Source organism: Ochrobactrum sp. MYb379 (genome assembly GCF_037479515.1).
In the GTDB taxonomy this organism is placed as follows: Bacteria; Pseudomonadota; Alphaproteobacteria; order Rhizobiales; family Rhizobiaceae; genus Brucella.
In genome coordinates, this window is sequence record NZ_JBBGYW010000002.1 from 341,917 (window position 1) to 360,036 (window position 18,120).

Genomic DNA, 18,120 nt, shown 5'->3' on the forward strand with positions numbered 1-18,120 from the left:
GTAGTCTGACTGTATCAAAAAGGAACATCTGGCGGAGCAGGTTTGATGCAGCGCTATAGATTTGACGACAAAAAAGTTTTGATCGAAGCAATAGTCGAGCTCCTCAATCGTGGCGTCGAGCCGGACGAATTGGATCTCGTATTGAGCCGGATCGGTCCGGTTGATCTCGATCTGATGCGGCAGTGTTTGATCGAAGTCTGGGAGTATAATAATCCCGCGCCGATTGAAACGCCGATGGCAGCTTGAACGACCGGAACTTTACCGGGAAGTGTCATAAACCTGAAATGGACAGATGCTAAATCTGCTCATGTATCGGGAATTCATTCGATAATGTGTCCACGGATGTACTGGCGCAAAATCAGAATGGAAGCGGAAGGTCGGGTTCAGCCCGGCCTTTTTCGTTTTAAAAATGCGTTTGTATTGCTGATCCCCGACGACTGTTATTTCAGTCTTTCATTATTTGCAGGTGATGCATCGAAAATGCCTTCTCGGTTTTTCGAATAGGCTCTAATGTCTGGCGGCATTCTGCGAGGAGATAATCAATGCTGCGCCATATCGTTCTTGTGAAGTTCAGGTCTGAGATTCCAGCCGCGGAAATCGATGCAGCGCTTGATCAGGTTGTTGCATTGCGTGAAAAGATTGATGGTATTGTTGCGGTCAGCGTTGGCGCGAATACCAGCCCTGAAGCATTGGAAAAAGGTTTCCGACACGGTTTCGTCGTCGACTTCACGGATGAAGCGTCGCGGGATGCCTATCTTCCACATCCTGATCATGCGGTGGTCGGTGGAAAGCTTGTTGAACTCGCAGAGGGCGGGATCGACGGCATTTTGGTGTTCGACTACAACTGCTAAACCAGTTCTATAGAACGAGCCCGCCGACGCCCATTCTTCCCAGATCGTTTGCGCTGAGTTGCATTCCTGCCATCAGCCGATCCAGTATCCAGTCAAGACTGTTCTCGCGTGCACTTCGTGCTGAGCCGGGTGCTACGACAATATATTTGTCGTCTAGCTTTGCCAGCACAAGAAGATTACCGGGATCGACCGGAACGCCCATTCGCAGGATTTTGCCCCCGCAATTGATGATTGCGCGTGGAACAATGTCAGCTTCGTCAGCAATTGATGATGCGCTGAAAATCACGATGACATCGCAATCCTTGGCAGCTTCACGGATTGCAGAAGACAGCGCCGTTTGCTCATGAGCAACGCGATGCTCCATGGACACAGAACCCTGATTTCGCTCGACGCGACTGGAAATCAGATTTTTGGTTTTTTCGAATATCGTTTCACGTATCGACGGCAGCCGTGATTGTATAAGGCCGATCCGTGTGGCGCGGAATGGCCTGACGTCAATTGCTTTGCGTTGCTTTCCTTCTAGCTTTTCAATCAAGGCTTTTGGAATGGCAAACGGGATGATCTTGACGGTTGCTACCATCTGACCGCGATCAACGCGGCAATCCTTGCGTACTGTGGCAATTGAAATGCGGGGATCAAGCAGATTGATTGCATCAATGTCGCTGGCATTGGCATGAAACAGACCTGCATGTTGAGCGAAAAGATTGACGCGTCCTGCAATGGGCGGGCCTGCCTGGAGATTTGCTGAAATTAGCAATTTCCCAACTGCAAGCGCCGCGTCATTCTCGCTAATGTCATCGTTTTCGAGACGAGCTGCGAAAATATGCGTGAGGCCGTGATGCTTCAGAACCGCAACATGATCCGACGTAAGCAGCGTGCCTTTGCGAAAATTGTGAGTGCCTGTGGCAATTGCATAGCCAAGTACTGCTCCCTCAGTTTCTTCGATTGGCCAATTACCAAAAATCATGCATGTCTCGTTGGTTTCAGTTTCTGCAAGTTGAAACTACAGCATCTCAACGCAGACTGGAATCGTTCTGAGTCCAATTTGCGATGGATTCCATAGAATTATTTGTTGTATCGATATATATATGGTATTGTATGTCTTGTGTTTTAATATGATTAATTTGCAAAATACAAAATAAGCATGGATGGCATTCATTAGACTTAATGTATTCTTATTAGCAAGTTTCATCTTTGCCATTAATCACAGCCAGTTTACCACTGAATATCGTCTTGAAAATTTTGATTTGAACTTGTAGAGAACCGCCAATCGCAATTGGCTTGTCCAATATGATTCCGAATGGGTCGATTATGACTCTTCAAACCCATGCAGCCGCGACATTTCGATCCAATACATTTTTGGTCTGGCGCGTGACAAACGGGATTATTCGTTATATCGGTACTTTTGAAATTTTCAGAATTTACCGAAATCTAGAAAATGACGCATGCACCAGAGCTGACGCTTTGCGTGCAGGATGGAAAGACAAATGAAACACGGCACCCCCCGGACGATCGTTTCGTTCGCCGTCTTGGCCCTCACGGCGTTCCTCGCCGGCTGCGAGAACCAGGTCCTGCTCTCTCCGAAAGGAGAGGTCGGTGTGGCAGAGCGCGATCTAATTTTCTTTGCGACGGGCCTTATGCTGCTCGTCGTGATCCCGGTCATTGGTATGACGCTTTACTTCGCTTGGAAGTATCGCGCGACCAATGAAAAGGCAGAATATCTGCCAGACTGGCACCATTCCAACAAGATCGAAGCTGCGGTTTGGCTGATCCCTGTGGTCATTATCGTCGTGCTTGGCACGGTGACGTGGATCACAACGCATAAGCTTGATCCGTATCGTCCGCTGGTGTCTGATGCGAAGCCGATCAACGTTGAAGTTGTTGCGCTCGACTGGAAGTGGCTGTTCATCTATCCTGATCTGGGTGTTGCGTCTGTCAATGAAATGGCGATGCCGGTTGATGTTCCTGTGAACTTCAAGCTGACATCCAGCAGCATTATGAACTCGTTCTTCATTCCTGCGCTCGGTAGCCAGGTCTATTCCATGCCAAGCATGCAGACCAAGCTTCACCTGATTGCCAATCATGAAGGCGTGTTTGACGGTATCTCCGCGAATTATAGCGGTCAGGGTTTTGCTCAGATGCGTTTCAAAGCGCATTCGCTCAACCAGGCTGACTTTGACAAGTGGGTTGCCGATGCCAAGGCTTCGGGTCAGGAACTGTCGCGTGAGCGTTATGCTTCGCTGGTTCAGCCAAGCGAAAAGGCGCCTGTTCAGCACTTTGCCTATAATGATAAGGCGCTGTTTCATAACATCGTCAATCGTTGCTGGGATGGAAAGTCCGTCTGTATCGATGATCAGATGCATCAGGAACAGATGGTGCGTGAAGCACGTTCGGACCTGCGCAAGTCTTCGCCCGTCGATTTCAGCCAGTGGGCAAATGACATTCTATGCCTCACTCAGCCGCAGCGTATGACGCAGCTTGAAAACTGATATGCCGATGCAGCTTGAGCCCCGGATGTATTCCCCGGGGCTTAAACTGTTGATCGCACTCCAATCGAAGTAAGAATAGAAATGTTCGGAAAACTTACGCTCGAAGCGATACCCTATCACGAGCCTATCATCATGGTCACACTGACCGCGGTGGCTGGTGGGGCGCTCGCTATTCTCGCAGCCATCACCTACTATAAAAAGTGGGAAGATCTCTGGCATGGCTGGCTCACATCTGTCGATCACAAGCGCATCGGCATTATGTACATCATTCTGGCTTTCGTGATGCTGTTCCGCGGCTTCTCGGATGCTGTGATGATGCGCGCTCAGCAGGCGATTGCCTCTGGTGCGAATGAAGGCTTCTTGCCGCCACATCACTACGATCAGGTTTTCACGGCGCATGGCGTGATCATGATCTTCTTCGTGGCAATGCCTTTCATCGTCGGTCTTATGAACTTTGCCGTTCCGCTTCAGATCGGTGCGCGCGACGTGGCCTTCCCATACCTCAACTCGTTGAGCTTCTGGTTGACCGTTGCTGGTGCAATCCTGATCAATTTGTCGCTGGGTATCGGTGAATTCGCAAAGACCGGCTGGCTGGCTTATCCGCCGCTGTCTGGCATCGAGTTCAGTCCGGATGTCGGCGTCGATTATTATATCTGGGCATTGCAGATTTCCGGCATGGGTACGCTTCTTTCGGGCGTCAACCTGATCACCACCATCATTAAGATGCGTGCGCCGGGCATGGGCATGATGCAGGTTCCTGTCTTCACATGGACCGCGCTTTGCTCGAACGTTCTGATCGTGGCTGCGTTCCCGATCCTGACCGTTACCCTCGCTCTGCTTTCGCTTGACCGTTATTTGGATTTCCACTTCTTCACCAATGACAGTGGTGGCAATCCGATGATGTATGTAAATCTGATCTGGATCTGGGGTCACCCGGAAGTCTATATTCTGGTTCTGCCTGCATTTGGTGTGTTCTCTGAAGTCGTCTCGACCTTCACTGGCAAGCGTCTCTTCGGCTATACGTCGATGGTTTACGCAACTGTTGCGATTACTGTTCTGTCGTTCCTCGTCTGGGTGCACCACTTCTTCACCATGGGTGGCGGTGCAAGCGTCAACGCCTTCTTTGGTGTTGCAACGATGATCATCTCGATCCCGACAGGGGCTAAGGTCTTCAACTGGCTGTTCACCATGTATAAGGGGCGCATCCAGTTCACGACACCTATGTACTGGACCATCGGTTTCATGTGCACCTTCGTTGTCGGCGGTATGACAGGCGTTCTGCTTGCTGTTCCACCTGCGGATTTCGTACTGCACAACTCGGTGTTCCTGATCGCCCACTTCCATAACGTGATCATCTCGGGCGTGCTGTTTGGTTGCTTCGCCGGTCTCATCTACTGGTGGCCAAAGGCATTCGGCTTCAAGCTGCACGAAGGACTTGGCCGTAAGGCATTCTGGTGCTGGCTCGTTGGCTTCATCCTTGCGTTCATGCCGCTCTACGTGCTTGGCCTGATGGGTATGACCCGTCGTCTGAACCACACTGAAAACCCAGCCTGGCACATCTACCTGATCGTTGCTGCCATCGGTGTTGCGATTATCCTTTGCGGTATCGTCTTCCAGGTTCTCCAGATCATGATTTCGATCCGTGATCGTGAAAAGCTGCGTGACCTCAATGGTGACTCATGGGGTAATGGCCGTACGCTGGAATGGTCGCTGTCTTCGCCTCCGCCATTCTATAACTTTGCTGAAGTGCCGCATGTCCGTGATCCAGACAGCTGGTGGGATATGAAGCAGAACGGTTATGTTCGTCGTACAGAAAAGTTTGCCCGCATTCACATGCCGCGCAACACGGGTACTGGCTTCATCATCGGTATGCTGACCATTCCACTAGGTTTTGCTCTGATATGGCATATCTGGTGGCTGGCAATTGGCGCAGCGGTTGGTGTGCTTGCTGTCGCTATCGCCCATTCTTTCAACAATGACAGAGACTATTATGTCTCGGCCGAAGAAGTGCAGCGCGTCGAAGACGAACGCACTCGGCAACTGAATGCTCAGGAGGCCTGATCCATGAGCGCTATGGGTTATAAATCTGCCCCTTTCACAGGTGGCAACGAGCATCCGGCTCACGAAGACCATCACGATGCAGGGTCGACCACACTGGTCGGCTTCTGGATCTACCTGATGAGCGACTGCGTTCTCTTCTCGGGCCTTTTTGCAACCTATGCCGTTCTGGCGCATCAGTTTGCGGGTGGCCCAACCGGCCGTGAACTGTTTGATCTGTCGTTCGTTCTGACAGAAACCATGATCCTGCTGGCATCGTCGCTGACCTACGGTCTGGCCACGTTGTCGATGTACCGCAACAACCGCGCAGGCGTTTTGTTGTGGCTGGGCGTGACGTTCCTGCTCGGCGCAGCGTTTCTTGTTATGGAAATCTATGAGTTCCATCACCTGATCGTTGAAGGCGCAGGTCCAAGCCGAAGTGCATTCCTTTCGGCCTTCTTTGCGCTGGTCGGAACCCACGGTCTGCATATTACTTCGGGTCTGATCTGGATTCTGGTGCTCTCCGCCCAGCTTCTGCGTGATGGCCTGACTGAAAAGAACCGGACGCGCGTGATGTGCTTGAGCCTCTTCTGGCACTTCCTGGACATCATCTGGATTGGCGTCTTTACCCTTGTCTATCTGCTGGGTGTATTGTGATGAGCTCTGGACACGAAACACATGATCAAGCCGCACATGGCAGCCTGAAGTCCTACCTGATTGGTCTGGCTCTCGCGATCGTTCTCACCATCGTTCCGTTTATGCTGGCGATGAATGGTTACTTCACACCAGCAACGACCGCAGCGATTGTTATCGGTATGGCTGCTGTTCAGATCGTGGTGCATCTGGTTTACTTCCTGCACCTTGATCCGAAGTCGGAAAATGGCTGGAACATTCTGGCGCTCATTTTCACGGTCATTATTCTGGCTATCGTGCTTGCTGGCTCCATCTGGGTCATGCATCACCTCGATACCAATATGATGCCGATGTATATGACACCGGATGATGCGCGTAATCTGCCATAATTGAATTTCAGAAGGCTGGTTCCGGCTGGCCTTCTGATCGCCTGAAACCAGGTCTGACGGCCCGGTTGCGCGACTTTTTTCCTCCCTCTCCCCCTTAAAAGTCGCGTGGCGCCCTGGTTCCCTCCAGGGCGCTTTTATTTTGATATAGTGATGAATAAATTTAGCAGTAAATTTAATTAAAATTTTTTAAAAATGTTAATAAGTGAAATTGTTTGACATAAATCACGTGTAATACGATGTATTGCTTATCCTTATTAAGCACGATTTTAATGTGTATTTGCATTTTTTGGATATTTGGTATAAAGATACGCGCATTAACTTCTTAAATCGTATATTTTAAATTGCGTATTTGGAGAAATGTTAATGTATTTATCTGATTTATTTACGAGCAATAGATTTTTCGGCGCTTTAGTTTTTGTATCCCTATTCCTGATGCCGAGTACCGTCTTTGCAGCACCTGCAACGGTAACTGCGAACGCGAATTTAAAAACTGGTCCCGGGAGTAATTACGAGCGGCTAGCGTCGCTACCGGCGGGTATGGGAGTTGATGCTGGCCCATGTCGCGGTAGTTGGTGTCAAGTTCGTACTAGCTTCTATAGAGGCTGGATATCGTCACGCTTTTTAAGCTTCAGTCGTTATTCTCCTGCGCCAAACTATTCAATGTCGCGTGGCGCTAGGGTTCCTATTGGCGATGGTGTGGAGATTAGACGGCGCCCACCCGCTCGTCCTGGTTATGACCCTTATCAACCGGATCCCGCACCGGGATACGATCCTTATCGTGATTCCGGTCCTTCAACAGTTCCTCCTATTGGTGGAGGTGTGAGGCCCATGAGGTCGCCTGATTAAATGCAGACTGATCGGCTTGGGCTTGGCCATTCCGCTTAGACGCAACCGCAGAATTACGAACATGAATAGCAAGACGAAAGCGAGACGAGCCTTACGTTCTAACGTTTCTGAGATTTTTTTGTCTTCAGGTCATATCCTCCCCGCACAATCATGACCTGAGCCGCGGCCTGCCAGAGTCCCTCCCTCTGGTGGGCCGCATTCATATTGCGAATAAATTTTAGTTTAATCTTGTCCGCTTATTAACGCTCCATTGACTCAATCTATTCAAAATAGGGCATATTTGACTTTAGGGCTTGGATCGCTGTTTGGGTTCGCTGTGAGGGCTTTTGTTAAAGCTGGTCATTGCTCGCAAAGCACGGCATCCGGGCCTGAAATGTCAAAACGCATCGGGTTGAAGCTTGGTCTTCCTACCGCACTATGTTAATCCCTGAATCGTCCTGGGATTTCGGGGGAGGACGAGGCACTGCCCAAGCGGTCGTGAAATTGCAACCGGACAGTATTGTGTATGACTAGGCGTAACAGGACGATACAGGGAAGAAGTTTGATTGTGCTCGCTTTGGCGGTGCAATTTGCTTCGATGACGGTTTCGCCTGCTTTGGCGTTTGAGATTTTTGGGATTCACCTTTGGGGTCAGAAGAAAGAAACTGATCCCGACATTATTGATCCCAAAAGCTACACCGTCGAAGTCACTACTTCTGGCACCCGAAAAAATGCCGACGGTAGCGATGCTGATCTGAAATCTGTAATTGATGGCGCGTCTGGTCTCGTCTCAGATGAAGAAACGCCTGCATCCGGTTCAGCTGGCCTTTTGGCAAAAGCACGCGGTGATTATCGTCGGATTTTGGCCGCTCTTTATGGTGATGGCCGATACGGTGGCACGATATCCATTAAGGTCAATGGGCGGGAGGCAGCGGACATTCCTGCCGATACCGACATTCCAAATAATGCTAAGGTTGATATTTCGGTCGATCCGGGTCCGCAGTTCCTGTTCTCCCGCACGGCTATTTCAAATATCGCGCCGCCATATGCGGATAAACGCAACAAAATTCAAACGCCGGAAGAAGCTGGTTTTGCGCCGGGTGAGGTTGCCCGATCAACCACAATCCTGAAGGCTGAGCGACTAGCGGTTGAGGCATGGCGTCAGCAAGGTTATGCGAAAGCGAAAATCACTGGCGAAGACATTGTTGCCAACCATGATGGCGATACAGTTGCCGCTGATGTCTCGCTCGATCCGGGTCGCAAGGCATTTTATGGGCCGGTCAGCGTCGTTGGCACCGCGCGCATGGACCCGCAATTTGTGGCCTGGATGACCGGCCTTAAGCAAGGCGAGCAATACAGTCCCAAAGATATTGAAGACGCCAAGAAGCGTCTTGGCCGCATGGAAGTTTTCCGTGCGATGAACTTTGAGGAAGCCGATCAAATTGGGCCGGATGGCAGCTTGCCGATGACGCTCAATGTGCAGGAGCGAAAGCCCCGTCGCTTTGGCTTTGGTGCGGAATATTCGACGCTCGACGGTTTCGGTGTGACGGGTTACTGGATGCATCGAAACCTGTTTGGCCGAGGCGAACGTCTGCGTTTTGATGCCAAGGTTAGTGGTGTCGGCGGATCGCAGGATAATTCCTTCGACCCGACAAATTTCACCTATACGCTTGGCACGAGCTTTGCGAAGCCGGGCGTTTATACGCCGGATACGGACTTTGTGGCAGCGCTAGATGCGAAGCGCGAAGTGCTCGACGCCTATACCGAAACTTCGATCAATGCGAAGACTGGCTTCACACAGATTTTCAGCGATGAACTGTCCGGTGCGCTTTATGCCAAGGCAAGCCATGGCCGCTTTGAAGATGACTTTTTTGGAAAGCGCGAGTTCACGACTGGCGGACTTGAAGGCAATCTTCTTTATGATGGCCGTAATAACAAACCTGATCCAACTTCGGGTCTTTATGCAGAAGGCAATGTTCAGCCTTTCTACGAATTTCAGCGCGGCAACTTCGCAACACGCTTCACCGCAGAAGGTCGTGCTTATTACGGCTTTGGCGCAACGGATCGCGTCGTTCTCGCAGGCCGCGTGAAACTCGGTTCCGTGGTGGGTGCGGATATTGCTGACCTTCCTCCGAACCAACTGTTCCTTGCAGGTGGCGGCGGGTCGATCCGTGGCTATTCCTACCGCAGTATCGGTGTCGAAACATCGACCGGAGACACGATTGGCGGGCGCTCGCTGGTTGAAACATCGGGCGAAGTTCGTACACGCGTCACCGATTCCATCGGCGTTGTGGGCTTTGTCGATGCTGGCTATGTCGGCGAACAATCCTATCCTGACTTTTCGGAAGAAATGCGTGTCGGCGCGGGCCTTGGTCTGCGTTATCTGACGGGGCTTGGGCCGATCCGTCTCGATGTCGCTCTTCCGCTTAACCGCCGCTCGGGCGATCCGAGCTATGCATTCTACGTAGGCATAGGACAGGCGTTTTGACCAGATTTCTCGCACTTCTCGCCTTCATCCTTTTCGCAGTACCTGCCGTCGCCCAAGAGCAACAGCAGGAAGAAGAAAAGTCGTATTTCATCTCCTTCGTGGAAAGCAAACTTTCCGCGCCAAACCGTCGTATCCAGTTTTCAGGCCTGAGCGGGCTTCTGTCGTCTGAGGCAAGTGTTGGCCAGATTACCATTGCTGATCGTGAAGGCGTGTGGCTGCGCATTGAAAATGCCAAGCTGAACTGGAGCCGTACGGCGCTGTTCACGGGTCGTCTGAGCATTCAGTCGCTCGTTGCTGAGCGCATTGATTTTATCCGCAAGCCTTTGCCGGATACAGGTCTGCCATCGCCTGAATCGTCGAGTTTCAGCCTGCCGGAACTGCCGCTGTCGATCAATATCGATAGCCTTGATGTGGCACGTCTCAAATTCGGCCCTGATATTTTTGGCCTTCCATCGGAAGTGTCGCTCACGGGTAACTTGTCGCTTGCCGATGGATCGCTGACTTCTGCTTTTGACATTAAACGTCTTGATGGTCCGGGCGGTAATTTTTCGCTGCGTGCGGCCTATGCCAATGCCGATCAGAAGCTCGATCTTGATTTGAAAGTCGCTGAGCCTGCCAATGGTATTGTTGCCAATGTGCTCAATATTGATGGTCGCCCGCCGGTTGATCTGACACTGACTGGCAAGGGCACGTTGGATGATCTTAAGATCGATCTGGCGCTCGATACCAATGGTAGTCGCACACTGACGGGTGGCTTTACACTGCTGCGTCAGGCCGATGGACGCGTGTTTGCGACCCAGATCAATGGTCCTATTGCTGTTCTGGTGCCGCCAGCATTCCGCGATTTCTTTGGCGCTGAAACGGCCCTTTCCGCCAATGGTTTGCTCAAAGATGGCGGTGGTTTCCGTCTCGATGATCTGGCACTCAAGAGTGCTGCGCTCAACGTTAAAGCGTCGGCTGAATCTGGCAATGACGGGTTTTTGAACAAGCTGCGCGTAGACGCAACCATTCAGGATGACAGCAAGGGGCAAGTGCTTCTGCCGGTTAAAGGCGCTGAAACAGCCATCAACAACGCCACATTGCAAATCGCTTACGGCGACCGCCCGACCAATGACTGGACCGGCAAGCTTGCTGTAACTGGATTTAAGAATGCGACTATTTCGGCTTCCAGCATTGCGCTCGACATGGGCGGCGTTGCTGAAAACCTGAACGACGCGGCCAACCGCCGCGTAACATTCGATGTTAAGGGCGGTGTCACCGGAATCGATGCGACCGATGCTAAAGTTGCTGAAGCGCTGGGCGATAAAATTGATCTCGCGATTGCGGGCGGCTGGCGTGCTGGCACTGCTGTCGATCTTACAAAGGCTGCAATTGAAGGCAACGGCCTGAGCCTTGAACTCGCTGGCAAGATTGATGATTTCACATTCAATGGCGATATCGCAGCCAAGGTCGCAAGCCTTGCGCCTTATGCAGCGCTCGCTGACCGCGATCTTGCAGGTAGCATCGATGTGAAGGCATCTGGCACTGTCAGCCCGATCAGCGGTGCGTTCGATCTCAATCTCGACGGCAATGCGCAGAATATGCGCACCGGCACGGAAGCGGTCGATAATATTCTGAATGGCGATGTGAAGCTAAGCGGTGGGATTGCCCGTAGCGCGCAAGGTTTCGCAGCGCGTAATTTCCGCATTGGCAATGAGCTGAGCGAAATCACCGCCAATGGTTCTTTTGCATCCGACAAGGCTGACTTTGATTTCGGTGTGATGCTTTCTGATCTCAAGCTATTGTCCGAAAAAGCTTCGGGCCGCATGACGATCAAGGGAAGTGCGCGTGGTGATGATAAGCTGATTGCCCTGGCATTGCGTGCTGATGCACCACAGGGAACGCTGGCGGATCGCAAGCTCACAGAAGGCGCGCTTGATTTTAACGCGCTGCTTGATGGGAATGCCACAACGGGCGCGTCTTTGTCGGGCAAGCTTGCCGGTAACGCATTCCTCAATGGCCAGAAGATCGATCTTGCTACGCTGATTGACATCGTCAATGATGAGAAACGTCTGACCGACTTAGTGTTCAACGCAGGCGGTGCGCATCTTTCTGGCAATGTTACGCAGAATGCAAAAGGCTTGCTGGCAGGCCAGTTGAAGGTCGATGCACCAGATATTTCCACAGCCGCAGCGCTCTTCCTTGCTGATGCGACTGGTTCTGCAAATGCCGATATTGCGCTTGATGCCAATGGCGAGCGCCAGAACGCAACCGTCAATGCCAAGGCCAATAGCCTTAAAATCAACGGCAATCATATTACATCGGCTGATATTGCGCTCACCGCGCAGGATCTGTTCGGCGTGCCGGTTGTCGATGGTACGGCGAGTGCGCGCGACATTCTGGTTGGCACGTTCGGCATTGATAATTTTGACGCCAAAGCCAATGCAACTGGTACAAAGACCGATTTTACGGCCAGCACCAAACTCAAGATTGGTACGCTTGCCAATGCTTCCGGTTCGCTTGAGCCAAAAGATGGTGGCTTTGAACTGGCACTTGCATCTGCAGACGTGAAGCAAGGAAACCTCGCGGCAACGCTTGCCGCACCTGCAACCATTGCCATGAAAGGCAGCGACATTTCCTTTGGCGATATTATTGTCAATACGGGTGACGGACAGGTGAAGGTCAATGGTGCGGTTGGCGATAGGCTCGATCTTTCGGTCGCACTCTCCAATCTGCCGCTGGCACTTGCCAATACGTTCAAGCCTGAGCTCGGGCTTGGCGGCACGCTCAACGGTACGGCACGCGTTACAGGCACCAAAGATAATCCGAACGCGGCATTTGACATCACTGCGCGTGGCGTGACTGCTGCCGAACTGAAAAATCAGGGCATTGCGCCGCTTGATGCGGATGCCAAAGGTACCTCGGATAACAATCGTCTCAATGTCGATGCGCGTGTTACCGGTGGTGGCGGTATTGATGTGAGCGCCAAGGGGGCTGTTCCGCTTGGTAAAGGCGATCTGGCCGTTGATGTTAACCTCGCCAATCTGCCACTGACTGCATTGAACGGCGCGGTCAAAGGTCAGGATCTGGCCGGAAATGTCACTGGTACTGCGCGTGTGACTGGCCCGCTGACCAATCCAGCTGCGCAGTTTAATCTGCGTGGAACAGGTCTTGCTGCCAAGCCTCTGCGTGACAACGGCCTTGCGCCAATAAGCTTGCAAACGGCTGGCAATTACGCAGCAAAGACTGTCGATATTTCGTCGCTGACGCTTGAAGGTCCACAGGGTCTCAATGTCACGGCAAATGGCAAAGTTCCGCTTTCGGGGCAGGGCCTTGGTGTGAATGTTTCGGGCAGTGTTCCGCTGGCTCTCGCCAACCGCTTCCTTGCTGATCGTGGTTCACAGGCAAGCGGCACGCTGTCGCTGACCGCAAGCGTTTCAGGTGGTTTCGACAAGCCGCAGCTGCGTGGCATGTTCTCGACGTCGGGTGCACAGTTCATTGATCCTGAAACAAACCTTCGCCTGAACAATATCAATGTCATGGGCGCGATGGAGGGTGAAACCATCACGTTGCGTCAAGTCAATGCAGCGTTGGGGGGCGGCGGTTCTGTTTCCGCGACTGGCACGATATCGACCAATGCGGCTGCCAATTTTCCCGCGAATATCGATATCAAGCTCGATAATGCGCGCTATGCAGATGGCAAACTGGTAGCAGCAACCGTCAATGGTGGCATTTCCATCACCGGCCCGCTCATGCGTGATCCGTTGATTGCTGGTCGTATTGATGTCGAACGTGCGGAAATCACTGTTCCGGAAAATCTGGGCGGTGGCGCGACCTATGTTCCGGTAACGCATATCCATACGCCAAAAAATGTGCTGACAACACTTGAACGCGCCAAGGTCGAAACGCGCAGGGGCAAAGTGCCGACGCCAACCTCGCGTCCAACCGTTCCGCGCCTTGATATTCTTGTTAATGCGCCGAACCAGATTTTTGTGCGTGGTCGTGGTCTTGATACGGAATTGGGCGGGCGTGTGCGTCTCACCGGCCCTGTCACCAATATCCAGCCGGTTGGTTCGTTTGACCTGATCCGTGGCCGCATCAGCATCCTTGGTCAGCGTATTACCTTTGACGAAGGCAGTGTCACGCTTGTTGGCGATCTCAACCCGCAGATCAATTTCGTGGCCCGCAGTGAAGGTGACAATATCACTGCAATTGTGACGGTGACGGGAACGGTCGATAATCTCAATATCGTTTTCTCATCATCGCCGGAACTTCCACAGGACGAAGTGCTTGCGCAGTTGATCTTCAAGCGCTCCATTGGCGAATTGTCAGCCTTCCAGATCGCGCAGCTTGCAGCAGCCGCTGCGGAGCTTGCTGGCGGCTCCAACAATTCGCTCATGAGCAAATTACGTCAGGGAACGGGGCTGGATGACATTGATGTCGTAACAGACAGCAAGGGCCAGACCAGTGTGAGGGCAGGGCGCTATATTCGGGATAATATTTATCTCGGCGTTGAAGCCGGTGCAGCTGGCGCGACGAAAGGCACTGTCAATCTCGATATTTCGCGAAACCTGAAGATTAAGGGTGCGGTTGGATCAGATGGGGATTCCAGTGCCGGTATCTTCTACGAAAAAGACTATTGATCCATCATTCAGTTGAAATTTGAAAGGCCGGGGCAATCCCGGCCTTTGTTTTATCTATGGCACGGTAACCAATTTTCTTAACGTTTGCGCGAGCTATTTAACGCTTCCTCAACCATAAGGACGCAAATTGTCAAAATGATCAGAAGGCATTTTGCCAGTTGTTTTGAGTTAGGCGATTTGTATGTCTAAGTTGACTGAGAAATTAAGCCGCCGCCATTTTCTGCTTGGCACAGGTGCCGCTATGCTGGGCGGCGTTGCGGGCTGTTCGCAAACCATGGACATGTCGGCGTTTCAGATGAATCTGGACCCGATGTCGACGGGTGGCATTACGCCGATGCGTCCGCAAATCAGCGTCGATAAGAATATCACGACGCCGGATGTTATGTATGCTGCGGTGCAGGAAGGCCAATATGCGCTGCCTGCCATTCCGTATCAAAAGGTGCCGAAAGAGTTCCGCCGTCAGATCGTGCCAGATCCGACAGGGCAGGCACCTGGAACAATCGTTGTCAGCACAAAAGACCATTTCCTTTATTATGTCCTGCCGGGCGGTGAAGCGCTGCGCTATGGCGTGGGCATCGGCAAGGCGGGCTTTGAATGGCAGGGCCGTGCGAATGTGCAGTATAAGAAGCAATGGCCGCGCTGGACGCCTCCGCCGGAAATGATCCAGCGCCGACCTGATCTTGAAAAATACCGCAACGGTCAGGAACCGGGTCCGCAGAACCCGCTGGGTGCGCGTGCGCTCTATATTTTCCAGAATGGTCGCGACACGGGTTATCGTATTCACGGCTCACCGGAGTGGTGGTCGATTGGGCAGTCGATGTCGTCGGGCTGTATCCGCCTGATGAATCAGGACATTATTGATCTCTATAATCGTGTTCAGGGACAGGCGCCGATCATCGTTGGATGATCGGTTCGCCCATCGGCCTAAACAAAAAGAGCGCGTGCATTTCGTAATGCACGCGCTCTTGTTTTTACCGGACTGACTGGAGGCGTTTCGGCCGGCTAATAGCTAAAGAATTTATTCGTAGTGAACTGGTTTAGCCGCATTGTCAGCAAAAGCGACAAGGCGGGATAGCTCAAGTTTCATGCTGTCCACTGATGCATGAAGCGTAGCAGGTGCAGTGGCATCCTGTGCCATCTGGGTCGATACTGCTGGCATTGCAAAGGCTGATGCGGTGAGTGCAATCGCTGCTACAAAGCCGAGGCGTCGTTCTGTTCTGGCCTGCATTTTCGTTCTCCTCGTGCCGCTTTTCGCGGCCTCAATCTGAATTGGTTTTCGTGCTGCGTTTTCAGCTCAGTGAAAAGTCGCGCGACGGGATATGTTCAAAGCACTGTCGATTGCATGGATGGGTATTGGCAGCAAAGTCTGTCCGAAATCCGCCAATGTCTCGGCGAAACTACGTGCAGCATCGGCCACATCATGGCTGCGACGCTTACATGCAATCGCCTCAAGACAGGTATCGAGCAACAAGCCATCCTGATTCTGGATGCCGGATATCAGACCGAGCGTCAGACACTCTTCGCGGCAGACATGGTGTGAATCGAATGGAAAGGCGCGCAGCTGGCAGCTCGCGCAATGGTGCAGCACACGAATGAACTGGGACAGTTCGCCCACGGCCCGCTTTGCTTCTGATGCGCCAAGCAATTCCGAATAGAGGCCCCAGGTCATTTCCCAGGGAATGATCGATCCGGTCTCAAAACCGGCGGTCCAGCGGCGATAGCCTTCAAGCACCAGCTTCTCAGGCAGGCGGTCATAATAGCCGACGCTGTTGGTGCCATTCAGCTCAGAAATACGCATATTCATGTGCGCCTCCATTCAGAGGTGCGAACACGTGCGCAGTCTTGCTGCTTTGATTTCACGAGGCGTTCTGTTTCCCCTCGCGCATTACAATATCCGGTCGGCAAAAGATGCAACTGCCACGGCAATCCATCAACATTTGCGGACCGGCACTCACTGAGACCGATCATCTGGTCCTCCAATCGAACGGGTTCAAGGCCCAAACATCAAAGGTTAAGTAAAATAATTACGCTTCATAAAAGCTGCAAATTGATCTGGAGTCAATTAGTCAGCTTTTAAAAAGCAGAATTATTTCAATAAATTAGAATTATTCTATACTATTACATTCATGTTTATAGCTATAAACGAAGAACGCAACCGCTACAACGGGGTAGCGGTTGCGGCAAACGGGCGCATAATGCTGTAAGGAGAGAAACGCGTTAGCGCCCTTTACCCTAACATTAATGGTTGGAATGATCTTCCGACTTACCGCTTTGCGGGGTCACAGGGAATTCCAGATCAACTTTTCCAGCCTTCTCGAACTCCAGCGTAGCGGAAACCTTGTCGCCTTCCTTGTACGGATGGTCTGGCTGGATGAACATCAGGTGGTAGCCACCGGATTTTAGCTCAACAGTTTCACCGGCAGGAATATCCAGACCATTTTCAAGCTTGCGCATCTTCATGACCTGATTGTCCATGGTCATTTCATGGATTTCAACGCGCTTAACGCCAGTCGTTGTGACGCTGACCAGCTTGTCAGCTGCTTTGCCGTCGTTCTTGATCGTAAGGAAACCGCCAGCAACCTTGGCACCCGGAACCATTGCACGGATGGAAGGGCCGCTGATGCTCAGATCGCCCGCTTTGGTTGGAGCCATGGCGTGATTGCCATGCGAGCCATGTCCGGAGTGATCATCTGACGCGGCAGCCACGAGAACGCGAAGCTGCGGGGCAGGGCTTTTCAGGTCGTGTGGGTTCTGGCCGTCCGCTGCAATTTCAGTCCATGCAACGGAATCATCCGTGCCGCAATATTGGGTCACCGGGAAGGACAGCGTTGTGTCCTTGTCAAACTTGGCAAGCTGACCAACGACCACGAATTCATCATAGAAATCGCTTGGCAATTCGCCTTCGCTGAACGTGACTTGCTTGACGCCGGAGGTCACATCTTTGCCATGGACTTTGTAGCTCTGTGCGTAATCACCCTTGGCGGTTTCTATTTTCCAACCGGCTTTTGCCTGTGGCTGGGCCGCGATAAAGCCTTCTGGAAGTTCAATTTTTACCGAAGTCGTGGCTTTGCCGTCGCAACCATGCGGAATGCGCACAACAGCTTTATAGCGGCTCCCTGCCGTGGCTTCGCTCCGGTCAAGCGATGAGTGGGCGTTTGCCATGCCTGCGGAAGCGCAAAGGGCAAAGAGCGAAATGGCAGATGTCAAAAGACGAGCATTTTTCATTGTAAAGAACCTGAATAATCATGTGTCGGGACGCAGCTTTTCTAAGCGCGTGCAGGAAAAGACTGATTTCAGGCGAAAGGCGGCGCTTGTGGCGGCGCTTGAGGCGGATAAGTCTGCTGCCTCAGAACTGGTTCTGATGGCGTGATAATATCAGCCGTTGCAATATTGATTGTGGCTCCTGTCGATGGAGCAGGCGCAGGACACAGAAACGCTGATGAAATGCGGCAGGCATCGCAAACAGTGTTGTTGTGCAAATGCTGATCATCCTCATGACCGTCAATATCGACTGCATGATCGGTGATACAAAGCACGGGATAGCTGCCATCAGGCAACACATATTGTGCGAGCAGAAATTGTTCTGGAGAAGCGAGCGCGACTGGCTTGTGTCCGAACGCGACAAGCATCAACGCCAATACGCTCAAGATGCGTATTGCCAATGTTGCCCGTAACTGGACTGTGCGCCTATTCAATCCGAGTGCTCCTTCAGGATTGACCTTATCTATTCCAAGGCAACCGTCTTTGCCAAGCGTCAAATAGAAGCTGATTTGTTAGTAGGCGAGC

The 18,120-nt window shown here is 52.0% G+C and carries 15 protein-coding genes; 10 read left to right on the forward strand and 5 right to left on the reverse strand.

Going from position 1 to position 18,120, the window contains the following annotated elements; translation table 11 throughout:
* The first annotated feature begins 45 nt into the window (after positions 1-45).
* Both WH356_RS05740 and WH356_RS05745 read left to right on the forward strand, forming a co-directional pair.
* On the forward strand, positions 46-246 hold the full coding sequence (locus WH356_RS05740) for a hypothetical protein (RefSeq protein WP_310012714.1): 201 nt from the start codon (positions 46-48) through the stop codon (positions 244-246).
* Positions 247-542: 296 nt separating this feature from the next.
* Complete coding sequence (locus WH356_RS05745; RefSeq protein ID WP_339509229.1) at positions 543-851, forward strand: Dabb family protein; 309 nt, start codon at positions 543-545, stop codon at positions 849-851.
* 7 nt (positions 852-858) lie between these two features.
* On the opposite strand, the gene WH356_RS05750 is transcribed toward WH356_RS05745, so the two are convergent.
* Positions 859-1,818, reverse strand: coding sequence for a molybdopterin-binding protein (locus WH356_RS05750; RefSeq protein WP_339509230.1), 960 nt, complete (start codon positions 1,816-1,818; stop codon positions 859-861).
* Positions 1,819-2,338: 520 nt separating this feature from the next.
* Here WH356_RS05750 and cyoA point away from each other — a divergent pair.
* From cyoA to WH356_RS05785, 8 genes are all read left to right on the forward strand, one after another.
* Positions 2,339-3,340 (forward strand): ubiquinol oxidase subunit II, encoded by a 1,002-nt coding sequence (gene cyoA / locus WH356_RS05755; protein WP_339509232.1) that lies wholly within the window; start codon positions 2,339-2,341, stop codon positions 3,338-3,340.
* Positions 3,341-3,421: 81 nt separating this feature from the next.
* Complete coding sequence (gene cyoB, locus WH356_RS05760; protein WP_339509233.1) at positions 3,422-5,401, forward strand: cytochrome o ubiquinol oxidase subunit I; 1,980 nt, start codon at positions 3,422-3,424, stop codon at positions 5,399-5,401.
* A 12-nt stretch (positions 5,402-5,413) separates the two neighbouring features.
* Positions 5,414-6,034 carry a cytochrome o ubiquinol oxidase subunit III gene (gene cyoC / locus WH356_RS05765; RefSeq protein ID WP_421565396.1) on the forward strand — a complete coding sequence of 207 codons (621 nt, stop codon included), beginning with the start codon at positions 5,414-5,416 and terminating at the stop codon, positions 6,032-6,034.
* On the forward strand, positions 6,034-6,399 hold the full coding sequence (gene cyoD, locus WH356_RS05770) for a cytochrome o ubiquinol oxidase subunit IV (RefSeq protein ID WP_310012700.1): 366 nt from the start codon (positions 6,034-6,036) through the stop codon (positions 6,397-6,399). The genes cyoC and cyoD overlap by 1 nt, the downstream gene beginning before the upstream one ends.
* Before the next feature lie 432 nt (positions 6,400-6,831).
* Positions 6,832-7,245, forward strand: a complete 414-nt coding sequence (locus tag WH356_RS24025; RefSeq protein ID WP_445253643.1) for an SH3 domain-containing protein — start codon at positions 6,832-6,834, stop codon at positions 7,243-7,245.
* A 505-nt stretch (positions 7,246-7,750) separates the two neighbouring features.
* On the forward strand, positions 7,751-9,712 hold the full coding sequence (locus WH356_RS05775; protein WP_445253628.1) for an autotransporter assembly complex protein TamA: 1,962 nt from the start codon (positions 7,751-7,753) through the stop codon (positions 9,710-9,712).
* Positions 9,709-14,334 carry a translocation/assembly module TamB domain-containing protein gene (locus WH356_RS05780; protein ID WP_339509235.1) on the forward strand — a complete coding sequence of 1,542 codons (4,626 nt, stop codon included), beginning with the start codon at positions 9,709-9,711 and terminating at the stop codon, positions 14,332-14,334. Before WH356_RS05775 ends, WH356_RS05780 begins: the two co-directional genes overlap by 4 nt.
* Positions 14,335-14,515: 181 nt before the next feature.
* Positions 14,516-15,241, forward strand: coding sequence for a L,D-transpeptidase (locus WH356_RS05785; protein ID WP_310012691.1), 726 nt, complete (start codon positions 14,516-14,518; stop codon positions 15,239-15,241).
* Between the two features lie 111 nt (positions 15,242-15,352).
* Here the strand turns inward: WH356_RS05785 and WH356_RS05790 are convergent, their stop codons facing one another.
* The 4 genes from WH356_RS05790 to WH356_RS05805 all read right to left on the reverse strand — a co-directional run bounded on the left by WH356_RS05790 (position 15,353) and on the right by WH356_RS05805 (position 17,963).
* Positions 15,353-15,562, reverse strand: a complete 210-nt coding sequence (locus WH356_RS05790) for a hypothetical protein (RefSeq protein WP_339509236.1) — start codon at positions 15,560-15,562, stop codon at positions 15,353-15,355.
* Between the two features lie 66 nt (positions 15,563-15,628).
* Positions 15,629-16,138, reverse strand: a complete 510-nt coding sequence (locus WH356_RS05795; RefSeq protein WP_339509237.1) for a hypothetical protein — start codon at positions 16,136-16,138, stop codon at positions 15,629-15,631.
* Positions 16,139-16,572: 434 nt separating this feature from the next.
* A complete protein-coding gene (locus WH356_RS05800) occupies positions 16,573-17,559 on the reverse strand; it encodes a DUF1775 domain-containing protein (protein WP_339509238.1) in 987 nt (328 codons plus the stop codon).
* Between the two features lie 68 nt (positions 17,560-17,627).
* The gene (locus WH356_RS05805) at positions 17,628-17,963 is read right to left on the reverse strand and encodes a hypothetical protein (RefSeq protein WP_339509515.1); all 336 of its coding nucleotides are present in this window, start codon (positions 17,961-17,963) and stop codon (positions 17,628-17,630) included.
* Positions 17,964-18,120 lie beyond the last annotated feature (157 nt).

Coding starts and splice junctions, on each gene's coding strand:
- WH356_RS05740 (WP_310012714.1), top strand. CDS start 46: ATGCAGCGCTATAGATTTGACGACAAAAAAGTTTTGATCGAAGCAATA.
- WH356_RS05745 (WP_339509229.1), top strand. CDS start 543: ATGCTGCGCCATATCGTTCTTGTGAAGTTCAGGTCTGAGATTCCAGCC.
- WH356_RS05750 (WP_339509230.1), bottom strand. CDS start 1,818: ATGATTTTTGGTAATTGGCCAATCGAAGAAACTGAGGGAGCAGTACTT.
- cyoA (WP_339509232.1), top strand. CDS start 2,339: ATGAAACACGGCACCCCCCGGACGATCGTTTCGTTCGCCGTCTTGGCC.
- cyoB (WP_339509233.1), top strand. CDS start 3,422: ATGTTCGGAAAACTTACGCTCGAAGCGATACCCTATCACGAGCCTATC.
- cyoC (WP_421565396.1), top strand. CDS start 5,414: ATGGGTTATAAATCTGCCCCTTTCACAGGTGGCAACGAGCATCCGGCT.
- cyoD (WP_310012700.1), top strand. CDS start 6,034: ATGAGCTCTGGACACGAAACACATGATCAAGCCGCACATGGCAGCCTG.
- WH356_RS24025 (WP_445253643.1), top strand. CDS start 6,832: ATGCCGAGTACCGTCTTTGCAGCACCTGCAACGGTAACTGCGAACGCG.
- WH356_RS05775 (WP_445253628.1), top strand. CDS start 7,751: ATGACTAGGCGTAACAGGACGATACAGGGAAGAAGTTTGATTGTGCTC.
- WH356_RS05785 (WP_310012691.1), top strand. CDS start 14,516: ATGTCTAAGTTGACTGAGAAATTAAGCCGCCGCCATTTTCTGCTTGGC.
- WH356_RS05790 (WP_339509236.1), bottom strand. CDS start 15,562: ATGCAGGCCAGAACAGAACGACGCCTCGGCTTTGTAGCAGCGATTGCA.
- WH356_RS05795 (WP_339509237.1), bottom strand. CDS start 16,138: ATGAATATGCGTATTTCTGAGCTGAATGGCACCAACAGCGTCGGCTAT.
- WH356_RS05800 (WP_339509238.1), bottom strand. CDS start 17,559: ATGAAAAATGCTCGTCTTTTGACATCTGCCATTTCGCTCTTTGCCCTT.
- WH356_RS05805 (WP_339509515.1), bottom strand. CDS start 17,963: ATGCTTGTCGCGTTCGGACACAAGCCAGTCGCGCTCGCTTCTCCAGAA.